Origin of the sequence: Nonomuraea sp. JJY05 (assembly GCF_043496855.1) — a bacterium.
GTDB lineage: Bacteria > Actinomycetota > Actinomycetes > Streptosporangiales > Streptosporangiaceae > Nonomuraea.
Map to the genome: position 1 here is coordinate 356,323 of NZ_JBIEIS010000003.1, position 14,406 is coordinate 370,728.

The following is a 14,406-nucleotide window of genomic DNA, read 5'->3' on the forward strand; positions in this document are numbered from 1 at the left end:
TGGAGCGCGATGGACGGGTGGCGGCGGTTGCTGCTCGCGGTGGTGTGCGGTGTCGCGGTGGCGAGCATCTACGCCGCGCAGCCGGTTCTGGAGCCGATGGGAGGCGAGCTCGGTGTGCCGGCGGAGCTCACGGGGTGGATCGTCGCGACCGGCCAGGTCGGCTATCTGGCAGGGCTGGTGCTGCTGGTGCCGCTCGGCGATGTGGTCGACAGGCGCAGGCTCATCGCCGTGCACCTGGCGCTCACGGCGGCGGGCATGATCCTGACAGCCTCGGCGTCGGCCGCATGGGTGGCGTTCGTGGGGCTTGCGGCGGCCGGCGTGTTCGCGGTCGTGGTGCAGACCGCGGTGGCCTACGCCGCGTCGGTCTCGCCGTCCGCCGAACGTGGACGGACCATCGGTGTCGTGACCTCGGGCGTGGTGGTCGGCATCCTGGGCGCGCGGGTCGTCACCGGCGCGCTCGCCGGGGTGTGGGGCTGGCGGAGCGTCTACGCCGTGCTCGCGGTGCTGTCACTCGGGCTCGCGTCCCTCGTCCTCGTCGCACTGCCGGCAGAGGAGCGCCCCGACCGGCCTGCGGGGTACCGGCGAGCCGTCGTCTCGCTCGGCGGGCTGTTCGGGCAGCGCGTCTTCCTGACGCGCGGGCTCATCGCGTTCTTCCTGTTCGCCTCGTTCGGGACCCTGTGGAGCGGACTGTCCCTGCCGCTGGCGGACACGCCGTGGCAGCTGAGCGAGAGCCAGATCGGGCTCTTCGGCATCGCCGGACTCGCCGGCGCACTCGGCGCGGCCCGCGCGGGACGGTGGGCGGACGCGGGACGGGCGGCTCCGGTCACCGGCCTCGCGCTCACCCTGCTCATCCTCTCGTGGGCAGCGATCGCGCAGCTGCCGTGGTCGCTCTGGCTCCTCATCGCCGGAATCGTGGTTCTCGACTTCGCGGTCCAGGTCGTGCATGTGAGCAACCAGCACCTGCTCACCGCCGCCCATCCGGATCGCACCAGCGGCGTCATCGGCGGCTACATGGTCTTCTACTCGCTCGGCTCCGCCCTCGGCGCGGCCGCGACCACCGCGGTCTTCACCGCCCACGGCTGGGCGGGTTCCGGTCTCCTCGGGGCCGGATTCGCGGCCTGCGCGCTGGTCGTCTGGGCGACCGACAGGCGACTGCTCCTCGGCGGCGCCGACCTCCGGTCCGAGAAGGCAGGCACGCGATGACCGCACCTGACCCGTTCGCCGAAGCCGAGACCCCGGTCAGAAGACGTTCTTAAGGAAGGGCAGCAGGGCCTCGGCCGTACGCTCAGGAAATTCCGACATCGGGTAGTGGCCCGCGCCGTCGATCACGACGGCCTGCCCGCGCAGCAGTGACGCCTGGGTCCGCGCCTCGGCCGCCGGGTCGGGGAAGTCGGGGTCCCTGGCGCCCATCAGGACCAGGGCCGGGCAGCGGACCTGGTCGATGGCCCGTTCGGCGTCGAGTTCGCGGTTGAGGAGCATGGCGCGCATCGCCTCGCGCCGTTTCGGGTCACGCAGCATGGCCACCAGCTTGACGCGGTGTCCGGCCAGGTCAGCGGGCTTGGCGGTAGGGTGCGCCATGGCGTAGTAGAGGCTCCACAGCCGCGGGGAGGCGGCGATCAGCCTCAGCAGCGCGCGGACGGCGACGTTGAGGGGGATGGCTCGCATGAAGCCGTCGATCGGGACGATGCCGGCCACCCGCTCCGGCGCCTGGGCGGCGGCGTGGACGATGCCGCCGCCGGCGTAGGAGTTGCCGAGCAGGACGGCGCCGGGCGCGTCCAGCTCCTCCAGCAGGGCCACGACGTCGCCGCCCACCGCGGACTGGGAGTAGTCCTCCCATCCCGCCGAGGACTCCCCGTGGCCGCGCAGGTCTGTCGTCACCACCCGGTAGCCCGCCTCCATGAGCAGCGGACGCAGCGACCGGTAGGCCTCGCGGGTGTCGCCCAGGCCGGGTACGCACACGACCAGCGGCCCTTCGCCGGCGGAGTCGTAGGCCAGGCGACCGCCCGGGACATCAACGAACATGTCAGCGCCTTCCTTAGCTGAGGACGTCTACGATCAGCCCGAGTGCGAGCAGCAGGGCCATGACGCCGCCGGAGACCATCGCGCGCCAGGTGATCGCGGCGCGTTCCCGTACCGAGCGGAAGTACAGGACCGCGCCGACCACCAGCAGGACGCCCTCGACGGCGGCCGTGGCCCACGGGACCTGCCACAGCCCGAGGCCGAGCAGCGGCAGGCCGCCGGCGTTGCCAGGCAGCAGGGGCAGGTCGGCGCGGTGGACGAGCAGGTCGAGCAGCCAGTGGCTGAACACCACCGCGCCCAGCACCCACCCGGCCTTGCGGCCCCACCGCCAGGCGGCCAGGCCGCCGTACAGTGCCGACAGCAGCAACGCGCCCAGCAGCGAGTGGGTGTATTGCGCGTCGATCAGGGCCTCGCCGTAGGTGCCCGGGGCGACGGCCTGGAAGGACTCGATCCCGCCCGCCAGGTACAGGACCACGAAGACCACGTCGAGGAACTGCGTGGCGAGCATGAGCGACCACAGCGGGACGCGCGGCTGGGCGGCCTTGACCGCGGCGGCCAGCCCGAAGTGTCCGACGAACATTTCAGCGTCCTCCCTTGGGCGTCCGGGTGGCCCAGTGGTCGAGCCCGCCGCACACCACGACGAACAACAGCAAAAAGAGCAGGAAATCCACGTTTCTCCTTACGTCTGCGCGCTCGGCGATACGACGTTAGGGATGCGGAGCGTCTGCCCGGTATCGGACGATTGTCTGGTGGTGGGAGGCGCTACGTTCTGACGGTGCTGTTGGGGGCGGGAGAGGGAGCTGGTGGCGGACGGGGCTAGCGCGAATGGGCCTTCGCGTAGTCGTCCCGCGCCTTCTCGCACACGTGGACCTCCGCTCCCGGGCGGCAGTCCGTGTAGACGGCCGTCGCCGGGCGGCAGAGGTCGCTGGTCGAGCCGATGCTGTACGCGTGCCTGCAGTTCCGGTACTGGACGTCACCTTCTATGCAGAAGCGCCGAGCGATCTTCGTGCCGTTGACGCTTCGCCCCTGGCAGGCGCGGTAGACCGGGGCGGCATCGGAGCAGATGTGCCCGCCGCCCCGATAGATGCAGGCGGTGTACATCGCGGACCTGTCGCACCGGAGCTTCGACCTGCCCAGGAACCGGCAGTACCGGTAGGCGTCCCCGACGGGCTCCGCGCTCTTGGCGCACGGGTCCGGCCATCCGGCCACGCCGGCACGGCGGCAGTCGGCCACGAAAGCCCGCTGATCGCCGTCGAGGGCCCGGCTGCCACGGCACCGGCCGCCGGCGAAGCCGGATGCCGCGCAGCGCTCGTACTTCGTCTCTTCCCTCTCGCAGCTCTTCTCGTCGGGGGCGTCCTCGCAGGACATCACCTGTTCCGGCGCCTTGCTCTCCCGGGGGCTCACGGTCACGGGTGCCACCGCAGCTGGGGATTCGGGTTCCGGGGTCGCCCCGTCCGTGCCGTGACCCAGATATGCGGAACCCACGGCCACGGCCACGGCCGTGACCGTGAGGACGATGTATCCCAGAGCTCTCCGGAGACGGCTTTCGATTGGCATCTCTTGTCTTTCTGGACAATCCGGTCGATCGCCAGGGTAGTCGCTCCCATAGGGGAGCACGGTGATGGTCCAGGCCAGGGCTTATTTTCGGGCGGCCGAAAACAGGGGCTTGTAAACGGAAATAGCAAGCGCCCGGACCCCGAACATAAGGTGGACCCCTGCCATTCCTATGTGAAAGGGTGACGATGGCCGAGACATTGTTCAATGAGGACTATTTGCGTGACCCGCATCGAGTATTCGCGCGGCTCCGCGAAGAACGCCCCGTCTACTGCACCGCGACCCCGCAGGGCGTACGGGTCTGGGTCGTGAGCCGGTACGAGGATGTCAAGGCGGCCTGCACCGACCCGCGCCTCAGCAAGGACTTCACGAACAACCCGGACATGATCAAGTCGAACGAGCTGGAGGGCGGCGACAGCAGCGGCTACGAGGCCGTGGTGCCCCACAACATGCTCTTCGTCGACCCGCCCGACCACGCGCGCCTGCGCCGGCTGGTGGGCAAGGTGTTCACGGCGGGCCGCGTCCAGGCGTTGCGCCCCCGTGTCGAGCAGATCAGCGCGAGCCTCCTCGACAAGGTGGGCCCGGAGTTCGACCTGCTGCACGACTACGCCGTGCCCCTGCCCGCCATGGTGATCGGGGAGCTGCTCGGCATCCCCGAGAACGACTGGCCGCAGCTCATCAAGTGGTCCAACACCACCATCGAGGGCGCCGTACTGGATCCGCAGGAGGTCGTGCGGGCCGCCACCGAGTTCATCACCTACCTCGCCGAGCTCTGCGAGGCCAGGCGGGCCGAGCCGGCCGATGACCTGTTCAGCGCCATGGTGCAGGCCCAGGACGAGGAGGGCGCGCTGAGTGGGCGGGAGCTCGTCGACACCGCGTTCCTGCTCACGGTCGCCGGCCACGAGACGACCGTGCACCTGATCTGCAATGGGATGCTCGCGCTCCTGCGCCACCCCGACCAGCACGCCAAGCTCCGCGAGGACCCCGGCCTGCTGCCGGCGGCGGTCGAGGAGTTCCTCCGTTACGACGGGCCGGTCAGCACGTCCACCCTCAGGTTCACCAAGGAGCCCGTGACCATCGGCGGCACGGAGATCCCGGCGAATCAGCTCGTGCTGGTGTCCTTCCTGTCGGCCAACCGGGACACTGCGCAGTTCGCCGACGCCGACCGCCTCGACGTCACCCGGGCGCCTGGCCAGCACGTCGCGTTCGGCCACGGCATCCACTACTGCCTCGGCGCCCCGCTGGCCAGGACCGAAGGCGCGGTGGCCTTCCGCCACCTGCTGGAGCGCTTCCCCGGCCTGCGGCTCGCCGTCCCCGAGGAGCGGCTTGCCTGGCGTCCGGGGCTGCTCATGCACGGCCTGACCAGCCTCCCCGTACGGAGCTCATGAAGCGACGCCCGGCCGCCTTCGCGGATTCGACGCTTTTGCCCGGGTGGTGGATCATGGGGAGCCGAGTGGGTGAAAGGTGCTGCGCGTGCGTTACCGTCTGCTGGGCCGGACCGGTCTCAGGGTCTCCGAGCTGTTCCTCGGCGCGATGACCTACCGCGAGGTGTCGCCGGAGGCGCGGCGCATCTTCGACCTGTACGCCGAGTCCGGCGGCAACGTCGTCGACACGGCCTCCATGTACGGCGAGAGCGAGAACGTCGTCGGCGAGCTGCTCCAGGGACGCCGTGACCGTTTCGTCCTGGCCACCAAGTACACCGGCACCCGCGACCGCACCGATCCCAACGCCGCCGGCAACCACCGCAAGAACCTCGTCCTGTCGCTGGAGCAGAGCCTGCGCCGGCTGTGTACCGACTACGTCGACCTCTTCTGGGTGCACGTCTGGGACCGGCACACCCCGATCGAGGAGACGATGCGCGCCCTGGACGACGCGGTCCAGGCCGGGAAGATCCTCTACGCCGGCATCTCGGACGCCCCGGCCTGGCTGGCCAGCCGGGCCAACACGCTGGCGGAGTGGCGCGGATGGACGCCGTTCGCGGGGTTGCAGGTGCCGTACAGCCTGCTGCGGCGGGACGTGGAGCGGGAGCTGCTGCCGATGGCGCAGGCGTACGGGATGAGCGTGGCGGCGTGGGGGACGCTCGAGCGCGGCGTGCTGGCGGGCAGGTACAACGAGCCCGGCGCGCCGGCCTCCCGCGTGTCGCCCGACTCCCTGAGCGAGCGGGACCGGGCCGCGGCGCGCGCGGTCGTGGAGGTGGCCGGCGAGCTGGGCGTCACGGCCTCGCAGGTGGCGCTCGCCTGGGTGCTCGGGCGTGGAGTGCATCCGATCGTCGGGGCGAGCAGCGCGGAACAGCTCAAGGACAACCTGGGGGCCTCGGGGGTCGTGCTGCCCGAGGAGGCGGTGCGGCGGCTGGAGTCGGCGGTGGAGTTCGAGCTCGGCTTCCCGCGTGACTTCGTCGAGGAGGTGGACCGGAGCCCGGCCATCTACGGCGACGCCGTCCACCTGCTGGACGGCCGCTGACCCACAAACCCTTCCGCCCACCGGCCCGTCGATCAGGGTGCCGGGGTGGCGGTGGGGAGGAGCGTACGGGCCAGGCGGTAGGCCTCGGTGAGGTCGTCGCCCCGGTAGTCCAGGGCGGCGAGGTCGGCGAGGTGGTGGTCGGCGTTGACGGCGACCGTGTGCGGCAGGTGGCGGAACAGGGGCGCGTCCGACATCGAGTCGCCGTAGGCCAGGCACTGGTCGCGGCCGAGCCCCAGCCGGGCACGGGTGCTGTCGGCGATGCGGACCTTGTCGGCGGGCGTCAGGACGCCGGAGGGGTCCAGGGGCGCGGCGAAGGGCAGGGGCGGGAAGCTGGAGGCGGCGACCTCGTCGAAGCCCAGCTCCAGCAGGTGGCGGGCGAAGAAGTCCGGGGCCATGGTGATGACCAGGGAGTGTTCGCCGCGGGCGCGGATGTCGGCGCAGACCTCGGCGATGCCGCCGAGCCAGGGGGCGGCGGCGTAGGCGGCGGCCACGACCTGGGGGGTGAGGTCGGCCCAGAGGCCGGGGAGGGCGGCGGAGAAGCCGCGGGTGTCGAGCTCGCCGGCGGCGAAGCGGGCCTCCATCTCGAGGAGCCGTGGCGTGGTGCCGGTGTGGCGGGCGATCTCGAGGCTGGCGGTGGATCCGGCCAGGAGGGTGCCGTCCATGTCGAAGATATGCAGGATGCCCATGGTTGTCCGATTATGTCAGGGCATCCCGCTCGGAGATCAGACGGTGTGCAGCTTGCGGAGGGCACGGGAGATGCCGTCGAGCGCGGCGTCGAGATAGTCCGCCTGCAGGCCGTGCGTGATCCTCAGGTGGTGCTCGACGCCGAAGTGCGCGCCGGCGCCGACGAGGACGTCACCGTGCTCGCGGATCGCGTGGGCGACCTCGACGCTGGAGTGGGGCAGGTGGTAGCGGACGAAGCCCAGCGCGGTGGCGTGCGGCGGGACGATGGACAGCAGCCCGTCGCTCCCGTCGATCCACTCCTGCAGGCGCGCGTAGCCCTCGCGGATCAGGGCGCGGTTGCGGGTGAGCAGGCGATCTACGGTCGCCGGGCGCAGCGCGATCTCGGCCAGGTGCATGGACAGGCTGGCGGCGGAGATGGTGGCGTACTCGTGACGCCGCCAGGCCGCCTCCGTGAGCTCGGGCGGGGCGACCAGCCAGCCCAGGCGCAGGCCGGGCAGGCCGAAGGCCTTCGAGAGGCTGCCGACGCACACGACCTTGTCGTAGCGGCCCCAGAAGCTCGGGGTCACCTCGTCGGTGAGGCGTTCGGTGCCGCGGTAGACCTCGTCGGCGAGGATCCAGGCGCCGACGCGATCGGCGGCGGCGACGACGGCGTCCATCTCGGACGGGGTGAGGATGGTGCCGACCGGGTTGTTGGGGTTGGTGACGGCGACGAGCTTGGTGCCCGGACGGACGGCGCGGTCCAGGGCGTCGAGGTCGGGCCGCCACCCGCGGCCGGGGTCGAGGGGGAACGGGTCGACCTCGGCGCCGGCGTTCAGCGCGCAGCCGCGGACCTGACGGTAACCGGGCTCCATGACGACCACGTGGTCGCCCGGGCCGACGAGGCTGGCGACGGTGACGGCGTTCGCCTCGGCGGCGCCCACGGTGACCAGGACGTTGCCGGCGGCGGCGCCGTGCCAGCCGGCGATCAGGGCGCGCAGGGCGTCGGTCCCGCCGACCGGCGGGTAGTGCAGGTCGGCGGCCAGCAGTCGATCGAGAGCTGCGGAGTCGTCGCCGATGAGCTCGCCCAGGGCGACCGGGTGGCAGCCGCTGTCGGCGAGGTTGTGGGCGACGGTGTGCTCGTAGCGGGACTGCCACTCTTCGAGCTCGAACGGGGTGAAGGACATCACGGCCTCTCAGAGGGTGAGCAGCAGGCGGGCGACGGCGAGGTCCTCGATGCCGAGGCCGACCGAGCGGAAGAAGACCGGCCGGTCGCCGGTGGGGGCGGGGCAGGCCCCGGTGAGGAGTTCGGGGAGGTCGCCGCGCAGGTCTCCGGCGGACCACAGCCCCTGCTCGGCGGCGATGGCCATCTCGCCGGCCGTGGCGGTGACGGTGGGCCGGTGGTCGCCGTAGACGTCCATGGCGGCCAGGGCCTGAGGGGCGATCTCGTGCGCGCGCGGGGCGTTGGTGCTGATGGAGGTGACCACCGTGCCCGGCCGCAGCCCGGCGACGTCGATCACGGGCTGGGCGGCCGAGGTGCACAGCAGCACGACGTCCGCGCCGGCCACGGCCTCCTCGGCGCTGCCGGCCACGCTCACGCCTTCAGGGACGGCGGACGCGCTCACGCCTTCAGGAGCGGCGGACGCGGCCACCCTCTCGGGGGCGGCGGAGGCGGCCAGCGAGGGGGAGTACATCCGTACCGAGGTGAAATCGCGTACGGCGCGGGCGTAGCGCAGGTGCGCGCGGGCGACGGGGCCGGATCCGATGACGGCCAGCGTGGCCGCGCCGGGCGGGGCGAGCTCGTCCACGGCGAGGACGCTGGTGGCCGCGGTGCGCTCCACCGTGAGCGCGCCGGCGTCGCACAGCAGCAGGGGGCGGCCGGTCCGCGTGCTCAGCAGCAGCGTCCAGGCGGTGACGACGGCCTTGCCCCCGGGCTGGGGCAGGTACGGCGAGACCTTGACGCCGTAGGCGTCGCCCTGCGCCGCCTGGTAGGCGATGACGTCGCCGCCGCCCGCCAGCAGGGTGACGGTCTGGGGCGGCTGCGCCGCCTTCCCCTCGGCGAGTTCGGTGAACGCCGCCCGGAGCGCGTCGAGCACGCGCGCGGCGGGCAGCTCTGGCAGGATCTCCAGTACGGGTACTTTGGTGCTCATAATGGGAAATATAATGCGCATTGCGGGAGGCGACGTGTCAACACCACCCATGGACTTCATCGAGCGCCTCGGCCGCGAGGTGCGCCGCCGCCGCCGGGAAGCGGGCCTGACCGTGCAGGAGCTGGCCGAGCGCGCCGGGCTCAGCCGCCGCATGCTCACCCAGATCGAGCAGGGCACGGCCAATCCCAGCCTGGTCACCGTCGACAAGATCGCCCGCGGTCTGGGCATCGACTTCGCGACGCTGACCGGGCCGTCGGGAGCCGACCCGCTGCACGTCTCGGAGCCGGTCGAGGTCTGGCGCAGCCCCGCGGGCAGCCGGGCCCTCCTGCACGTGGCCAGCGCTCGCCGGGGCGGCCCCGAGCTGTGGGAATGGACCCTCCAGCCCGGGGACCGCTACCAGGCCCAGCCCGATCCCCGAGGCTCGGAGGAGCTGATCCTGGTCACCGCCGGCACCCTGATCCTGGACGTCGAGGGCCGGTCGGTGAGCCTGGCCGCCGGGGCCTCCGCCCGGCTGGCCAGCGACCGCCTGTACGGGTACGCGGCCCCCGGCGACGGCGCCGCCTCCTTCGTCCGCGTCGTGGAGCTGGGCCGCCACCAGGCGTGAAGCCGGTTGGCAGGCATGAAGCCTGTTACCAGGCGTAGGCCTCCGGGGCGGGGCCGGGGCCGGGGAAGATGTCGTCCAGCGTCGCCAGCTGCTCGGCGTCCAGATCGACCTCCAGGGCCCGCTGCGCCAGGAACAGGTGCTCGTCGGTACGCGCGCCGACGATCGGCGCCGTGACCTCCGGCTGGTGCAGCAGCCACGCCAGGCCGATCACGGCGGGATGCTCCCCGAAGGCGTCACACGTCTTCTCGTAGCGCTCCACCTGCGCGCGATGGCCCTGGATCGCCGACGCGGCGCGGCCGCTCCTGCCCCGGGCGGCGTCCTGCTTGCGCAGCAGGCCGCCGAGCAGCCCGCCGTGCAGCGGGCTGTACGGCAGGAAGCCCATCCCCAGCGCCCGGCAGGCGGGCAGCACCTCGAGCTCGACGGAGCGCTGCGCCAGGCTGTAGATGCTCTGCTCCGAGACGAAGCCGAGCAGCCCCTGCCGCTCCGCCGTGTGCTGCCCCTGCATGATGTGCCAGGCCGCGTGGTTGCTGGTGCCGAAGTACAGGACCTTCCCCTGCTGGCGCAGCAGGGACAGCGCCTCCCAGATCTCCTCCCACGGGGTCAGGCGGTCGACGTGGTGGAGCTGGTAGAGGTCCACGTGGTCGGTCCGGAGCCGCTTCAGCGACGCCTCGCACGCCCGGACGAGGTGCCGGGCCGAGAGCCGGATGTCGTTGACCCCCGGACCCATGGCGCCGTAAGCCTTGGTGGCCAGGACGATCTCGTCGCGGCGGGACGGCGTCGCGGCCAGCCACCGGCCGATGATCTCCTCGGTCCGCCCCTTCTCCGGTTCGAGGCCGTAGACCTGCTTGTTGGCGTCCGCGCCGTACACGTCGGCGGTGTCGACGAGGTTGATGCCGCCGGCCACCGCGAGGTCGAGGATGCGGTGCGCGCTCTCCTCGCCGGTGACGGGGCCGAAGTTCATGGTCCCGAGGGCCAGCCGGCTGACGCGCAGGCCCGACCGGCCCAGCTGTACGTAGTTCATCACGCGTCCTTGAAGCGTTCTGGAGAGAACTTCTCGATGTCGAATTCGGTCCGGCCGTCGAGCGCGAGCTGGGCGCAGATCAGGCCCACCGCCGCGCAGTGCTTGAACCCGTGGCCGGAGAAGCCGCCGGCGAACACCACGCGGTCGGTGCCGCCCACGGTGCCGATGATGAAGTCGCCGTCGGGCGTCTTGGAGTTCATGCAGGCCGTGGCGTGGGCGACGCGGGGGTCGAGCCCGGGGAAGGCCCGCCGGCAGAATTCCTCCGTGGGCGCCAGGTCCTGCGGGGACGGGGGCTCCCAGTTGTCCTCCGGGCGCTCCAGCCAGCGCTTCTTCACCGTGCCGCCGACCCCGACCTTCACGCCCTGGCCGTCGACGTCGGGGATCCCCCACCCGTCGAGGTCCCGGCTCTCCCTGACGAACACGGGGAAGCTGCCGGGCCGGTAGTCGCCCTGGTCCTGCCGGGCCTTGAACCAGGCCAGGCACGAGCGCTGCGTCCGCAGCGGCAGCCCGACCCCGGGCAGCAGGTCCAGCCCCCACGCGCCGGAGGCGAGCACCACCCTCCTCGCGGTGAACGTCTCCTCGCCGGTGACGACCTCGACGTGCCCGTCGGCGACATGCAGAGCGCGTACGGCACTCCCGGTGCGGATCCGGGCGCCCGCGCGCCGCGCCGCCTCGGCGGCGGCGGTGACGCACGCCTCGGGGTGGAGGACCCCGGCGCCCGGCTCGTACACGGCCACGTCGTCGTCGAACGCCGCGTGCTGCGGGAACCGCTTCCCGAGCTCGTCCGGTTCGAGGTATTCATAGGTCACCTCGCCCGCGGCCGCGCTGGTCAGCGCGTCCTCGATCAGCGGCCCGCCTCGCGTGCCGATCACGATCCCGCCGGACGGGGTGAACAGGGAGGCGCCGCTCTCCCGTTCCAGCCCCCGGACCAGGTCGAGGGTACGGCGGGCCAGCGGCACGTACTCCTTGCCCTCGAACAGGATCTGCCGGTAGATGCGGGACCCTCCGTGCGAGGAACCCCGCGAGTGGGCCAGCGGGAACTGCTCGATCCCGACGACCGAGGCGCCCCGCGCCGCCGCCTGCCAGGCCGTCATCGACCCCATGGCGCCGAGCCCGATCACGATCACGTCAAGCATGTGTGCTCCATTTCTGACGTCACAGCACCTTGGACAGGAACGCCTGCGTTCTCTGGTGCCGCGGGTTGCCCAGGACCTCCCTCGGGGGCCCCGACTCGACGATCAGGCCGTCGTCCATGAACACGAGGGTGTCCCCGACCTCCCGGGCGAAGCCCATCTCGTGCGTGACGACGATCATGGTCATCCCGTCGTGGGCGAGCTGCCGCATCACGTCCAGGACCTCGCCGACCAGCTCGGGGTCCAGCGCCGACGTCGGCTCGTCGAACAGCATCAGCTTCGGCCGCATGGCCAGCGCGCGGGCGATGGCGACGCGCTGCTGCTGGCCGCCGGACAGCTGCCCGGGATAGCTGTGCAGCTTGCCGGCGAGGCCCACCCGGCGCAGCAGCTCCTCCGCGTACTCGGTGGCGGCGGGACGCGGCTCCTTCTTCACCAGGCACGGGCCGAGGGTGACGTTCTCCAGCGTGGTGAAGTGGGGGAACAGGTTGAAGTTCTGGAACACCATGCCGATTCGCGCCCGCTGGCGGCACACCTCCTTCTCGTGCAGCTCGTAGAGCGAGTCCCCGCTCTGGCGGTAGCCGATGAGCTCGCCGTCGACCCACAGCCGGCCGCGGTTGATCGTCTCCAGGTGGTTGATGCAGCGCAGGAACGTGCTCTTGCCGGAGCCGGACGGGCCGACCAGGCAGAGCACCTGCCCTTCGTCGAGGGTGAGGTCGATGCCCTTGAGGACCTCGTGGCGCCCGTAGCTCTTGTGCACGCCCTGGGCCTCGACCAACGTGTTGCCGGACATCAGCGTGCCTCCCCTGATACGGTCCGCCGTCGCGAGAAGAGGTTGTGGCGCAGCCGGGAGCCGTACGACGCGCCGGTGTCCGAGCCGGAGGAGAAGCGGCGTTCGATCCTGGTCTGCAGCGCGGTCAGGATCGAGGTGGCCAGCAGATACCAGATGCTCGCGACGATGAGCAGCGGGATGGTCTGGAAGTTGCGCCCGTAGATGATCTGCACGCTGTAGAGCAGCTCCGGGATGGCCAGCATGCTGATCAGCGAGCTGGTCTTGAGCATCGCGATGGTGTTGTTGCCGGTCGGCGGGATGATGACGCGCATCGCCTGGGGAAGGATGATCTTGCGCATCGTCATGCCGCGCGACATGCCGAGCGAGCTCGCCGCCTCGATCTGCCCTTTGGGGATCGACATGATCCCGGCGCGCACGATCTCCGCCATGTAGGCGCCCTCGTTCAGCGCCAGGCCGAGCACGCCGGCGATGAACGGCGTGATCAGGACGTTCGCGTCCAGCGTCGCGAACATCGGCCCGAACGGCACGCCGAGCCCGATGACCGGGTAGAGGGCGCTGAGGTTGAACCAGAAGATCAGCTGCACCAGGAGCGGGGTGCCGCGGAAGAACCAGATGTAGGCCCCGCTCGTCCACGACAGCACCCGGTTGGGCGAGCCGCGCATCACCGCGAGGACGACCCCCAGGGCGATGCCGATCACCATGGCGATGGCGGTGAACTCCAGGGTGAGCAGGAGACCGTGCAGCACCGTTCCGTCGAACAGGTACTTGGCGACGATCTCCCACCGGTAGCGCGGGTTGGTGAGCAGCGAGTTGACCAGCATCGCCACGAGCACCAGCACGACGCCGGTGGCGACCCACCGCCACGGGTGCCGGGCCGGGATCGCCTTGATCTCCGCGGGCTCGGTCCGCCCGGGCGAGGTCTGCCGGGTGGTGTCCGTCGCCATGTCAGGTCACCGCGGGGAAGGGCGGTCGGGGAGTGCGCATGGGCTAGGCACATCCTTCCTTGATCGGCTGCGGGAAGATCTCGTCACCGTCGCCGACCTGCTCGGGCTTGGTGAAGATCTCCGACTTCTCGATCGCGCCGTCGACGACGCCCCACTTCTCGGCGATGCGCTTGTAGTGCCCCTCCGAGATCAGCTTCGTCATCGCCTTCTGCAGGACCTCGTTGAGCGCGGCGTTGCGCTTGGGGACCGCGATGCCGGCCAGGCTGTGCGGGGTCCGGTACGTGCCGGTGACGCAGAGCGCGCCCTCCGACTGCTTCGCGGCCCACTCCACGGCCGGCTTGTCCGCGCTCACCACGTCCGCGCGGCCGCTGGACAGCGTCAGCACGACCTGGTTCTGGTCGGGGATGCGGATGATCTGGACCGGCTTCTTGCCTGCGCCCGCGCAGTACTTCTCGGCCTTCTCCAGCCGCTCGACCTGCGTCGTCCCGCTCTGGACGGCCACCCGCAGGCCGCAGACGGTGTCCTTGAAGTCGTTGGTCTTGATCCCGCTGCCCTTCTTCACCAGGAATCCGCCGCCGCTGAGGTAGTTCGAGACGAAGCCGACGACCCCGAGCCGGTCCCGCTCGATCCCGAACCCGGCGATCCCGATGTCGTACCGGCCCGCCTCGAGGCCCGGGATGATGTTGTCGAAGGAGGTGTTCTTCCACTCGACCTTCAGCCCGAGGACCTGCCCGAGCGCGTCGCCGGTGTCGATGTCGAAGCCGACCAGGGTCTTGTTGTCCTCGGCGAAGAACTCCAGGGGCGCGTAGGGGGCGTTGGTGCCGATGATGAGGGAGCCGCGGTCGCGGATCTCCGCCGGGACCGCGGCGGCCAGCTCGGCGTCCTTGGCGATCGCGGCCGAGGAGGCCCCGGCGGCCGGGGAGCCCGACGCGCCGGCCGTGGCCGCGGTGTCCGCGGTGCCGGAGCCGCTTCCGCAGGCGGCGAGGGGGAGGAGGAGGGCGCCGGCGAGGACCGCCGCGCGGGCGTGCTTGCCGCGGTTGGAGTGAATGCGCATGTGCCACCAGCCTTGCT

General features: G+C 71.4%; 15 protein-coding genes. 4 read left to right on the forward strand and 11 right to left on the reverse strand.

Features of this window, described 5'->3' with window-relative positions:
• Positions 1–9 precede the first annotated feature (9 nt).
• On the forward strand, positions 10–1,203 hold the full coding sequence (locus ACFKCF_RS05825) for an MFS transporter (RefSeq protein WP_394491360.1): 1,194 nt from the start codon (positions 10–12) through the stop codon (positions 1,201–1,203).
• Between the two features lie 36 nt (positions 1,204–1,239).
• Here the strand turns inward: ACFKCF_RS05825 and ACFKCF_RS05830 are convergent, their stop codons facing one another.
• The 3 genes from ACFKCF_RS05830 to ACFKCF_RS05840 all read right to left on the reverse strand — a co-directional run bounded on the left by ACFKCF_RS05830 (position 1,240) and on the right by ACFKCF_RS05840 (position 3,429).
• Entirely contained in the window at positions 1,240–2,022 is a 783-nt protein-coding gene (locus tag ACFKCF_RS05830; RefSeq protein WP_394491362.1) for an alpha/beta fold hydrolase, read from the reverse strand.
• A gap of 13 nt (positions 2,023–2,035) precedes the next feature.
• Positions 2,036–2,599 (reverse strand): permease, encoded by a 564-nt coding sequence (locus ACFKCF_RS05835; RefSeq protein ID WP_394491364.1) that lies wholly within the window; start codon positions 2,597–2,599, stop codon positions 2,036–2,038.
• A gap of 236 nt (positions 2,600–2,835) precedes the next feature.
• Positions 2,836–3,429, reverse strand: a complete 594-nt coding sequence (locus tag ACFKCF_RS05840; RefSeq protein ID WP_394491366.1) for a hypothetical protein — start codon at positions 3,427–3,429, stop codon at positions 2,836–2,838.
• A gap of 332 nt (positions 3,430–3,761) precedes the next feature.
• Here ACFKCF_RS05840 and ACFKCF_RS05845 point away from each other — a divergent pair, with 332 nt between their 5' ends.
• A complete protein-coding gene (locus ACFKCF_RS05845) occupies positions 3,762–4,961 on the forward strand; it encodes a cytochrome P450 (RefSeq protein WP_394491368.1) in 1,200 nt (399 codons plus the stop codon).
• Positions 4,962–5,046: 85 nt separating this feature from the next.
• Complete coding sequence (locus ACFKCF_RS05850) at positions 5,047–6,033, forward strand: aldo/keto reductase (RefSeq protein ID WP_394491369.1); 987 nt, start codon at positions 5,047–5,049, stop codon at positions 6,031–6,033.
• Between the two features lie 32 nt (positions 6,034–6,065).
• On the opposite strand, the gene ACFKCF_RS05855 is transcribed toward ACFKCF_RS05850, so the two are convergent.
• From ACFKCF_RS05855 to ACFKCF_RS05865, 3 genes are read right to left on the reverse strand one after another with little or no spacing between them, the layout of a single operon-like run.
• Positions 6,066–6,719, reverse strand: coding sequence for an HAD family hydrolase (locus ACFKCF_RS05855; RefSeq protein ID WP_394491371.1), 654 nt, complete (start codon positions 6,717–6,719; stop codon positions 6,066–6,068).
• A gap of 36 nt (positions 6,720–6,755) precedes the next feature.
• Positions 6,756–7,880 (reverse strand): aminotransferase class I/II-fold pyridoxal phosphate-dependent enzyme, encoded by a 1,125-nt coding sequence (locus ACFKCF_RS05860; protein WP_394491373.1) that lies wholly within the window; start codon positions 7,878–7,880, stop codon positions 6,756–6,758.
• A gap of 9 nt (positions 7,881–7,889) precedes the next feature.
• Positions 7,890–8,843: an ornithine cyclodeaminase family protein gene (locus tag ACFKCF_RS05865; RefSeq protein WP_394491375.1), complete on the reverse strand. Its 954-nt coding sequence runs from the start codon at positions 8,841–8,843 to the stop codon at positions 7,890–7,892.
• 34 nt (positions 8,844–8,877) lie between these two features.
• Here ACFKCF_RS05865 and ACFKCF_RS05870 point away from each other — a divergent pair, with 34 nt between their 5' ends.
• The gene (locus ACFKCF_RS05870) at positions 8,878–9,447 is read left to right on the forward strand and encodes a helix-turn-helix domain-containing protein (RefSeq protein ID WP_394491377.1); all 570 of its coding nucleotides are present in this window, start codon (positions 8,878–8,880) and stop codon (positions 9,445–9,447) included.
• Positions 9,448–9,472: 25 nt separating this feature from the next.
• On the opposite strand, the gene ACFKCF_RS05875 is transcribed toward ACFKCF_RS05870, so the two are convergent.
• The 5 genes from ACFKCF_RS05875 to ACFKCF_RS05895 are packed head-to-tail and all read right to left on the reverse strand — an operon-like array spanning position 9,473 to position 14,389.
• Positions 9,473–10,468 carry an aldo/keto reductase gene (locus ACFKCF_RS05875; protein WP_394491379.1) on the reverse strand — a complete coding sequence of 332 codons (996 nt, stop codon included), beginning with the start codon at positions 10,466–10,468 and terminating at the stop codon, positions 9,473–9,475.
• Complete coding sequence (solA, locus tag ACFKCF_RS05880; RefSeq protein ID WP_394491381.1) at positions 10,468–11,604, reverse strand: N-methyl-L-tryptophan oxidase; 1,137 nt, start codon at positions 11,602–11,604, stop codon at positions 10,468–10,470. Before solA ends, ACFKCF_RS05875 begins: the two co-directional genes overlap by 1 nt.
• A 19-nt stretch (positions 11,605–11,623) precedes the next feature.
• Positions 11,624–12,391 carry an amino acid ABC transporter ATP-binding protein gene (locus tag ACFKCF_RS05885; RefSeq protein ID WP_394491383.1) on the reverse strand — a complete coding sequence of 256 codons (768 nt, stop codon included), beginning with the start codon at positions 12,389–12,391 and terminating at the stop codon, positions 11,624–11,626.
• Positions 12,391–13,335 carry an amino acid ABC transporter permease gene (locus ACFKCF_RS05890; protein ID WP_394491385.1) on the reverse strand — a complete coding sequence of 315 codons (945 nt, stop codon included), beginning with the start codon at positions 13,333–13,335 and terminating at the stop codon, positions 12,391–12,393. The genes ACFKCF_RS05885 and ACFKCF_RS05890 overlap by 1 nt, the downstream gene beginning before the upstream one ends.
• 43 nt (positions 13,336–13,378) lie before the next feature.
• Positions 13,379–14,389, reverse strand: a complete 1,011-nt coding sequence (locus ACFKCF_RS05895) for an ABC transporter substrate-binding protein (RefSeq protein WP_394491387.1) — start codon at positions 14,387–14,389, stop codon at positions 13,379–13,381.
• Positions 14,390–14,406 lie beyond the last annotated feature (17 nt).

Coding starts and splice junctions, on each gene's coding strand:
- ACFKCF_RS05855 (WP_394491371.1), bottom strand. CDS start 6,719: ATGGGCATCCTGCATATCTTCGACATGGACGGCACCCTCCTGGCCGGA.
- ACFKCF_RS05830 (WP_394491362.1), bottom strand. CDS start 2,022: ATGTTCGTTGATGTCCCGGGCGGTCGCCTGGCCTACGACTCCGCCGGC.
- ACFKCF_RS05890 (WP_394491385.1), bottom strand. CDS start 13,335: ATGGCGACGGACACCACCCGGCAGACCTCGCCCGGGCGGACCGAGCCC.
- ACFKCF_RS05895 (WP_394491387.1), bottom strand. CDS start 14,389: ATGCGCATTCACTCCAACCGCGGCAAGCACGCCCGCGCGGCGGTCCTC.
- ACFKCF_RS05835 (WP_394491364.1), bottom strand. CDS start 2,599: ATGTTCGTCGGACACTTCGGGCTGGCCGCCGCGGTCAAGGCCGCCCAG.
- ACFKCF_RS05885 (WP_394491383.1), bottom strand. CDS start 12,391: ATGTCCGGCAACACGTTGGTCGAGGCCCAGGGCGTGCACAAGAGCTAC.
- ACFKCF_RS05845 (WP_394491368.1), top strand. CDS start 3,762: ATGGCCGAGACATTGTTCAATGAGGACTATTTGCGTGACCCGCATCGA.
- ACFKCF_RS05875 (WP_394491379.1), bottom strand. CDS start 10,468: ATGAACTACGTACAGCTGGGCCGGTCGGGCCTGCGCGTCAGCCGGCTG.
- ACFKCF_RS05860 (WP_394491373.1), bottom strand. CDS start 7,880: ATGTCCTTCACCCCGTTCGAGCTCGAAGAGTGGCAGTCCCGCTACGAG.
- ACFKCF_RS05825 (WP_394491360.1), top strand. CDS start 10: ATGGACGGGTGGCGGCGGTTGCTGCTCGCGGTGGTGTGCGGTGTCGCG.
- solA (WP_394491381.1), bottom strand. CDS start 11,604: ATGCTTGACGTGATCGTGATCGGGCTCGGCGCCATGGGGTCGATGACG.
- ACFKCF_RS05865 (WP_394491375.1), bottom strand. CDS start 8,843: ATGAGCACCAAAGTACCCGTACTGGAGATCCTGCCAGAGCTGCCCGCC.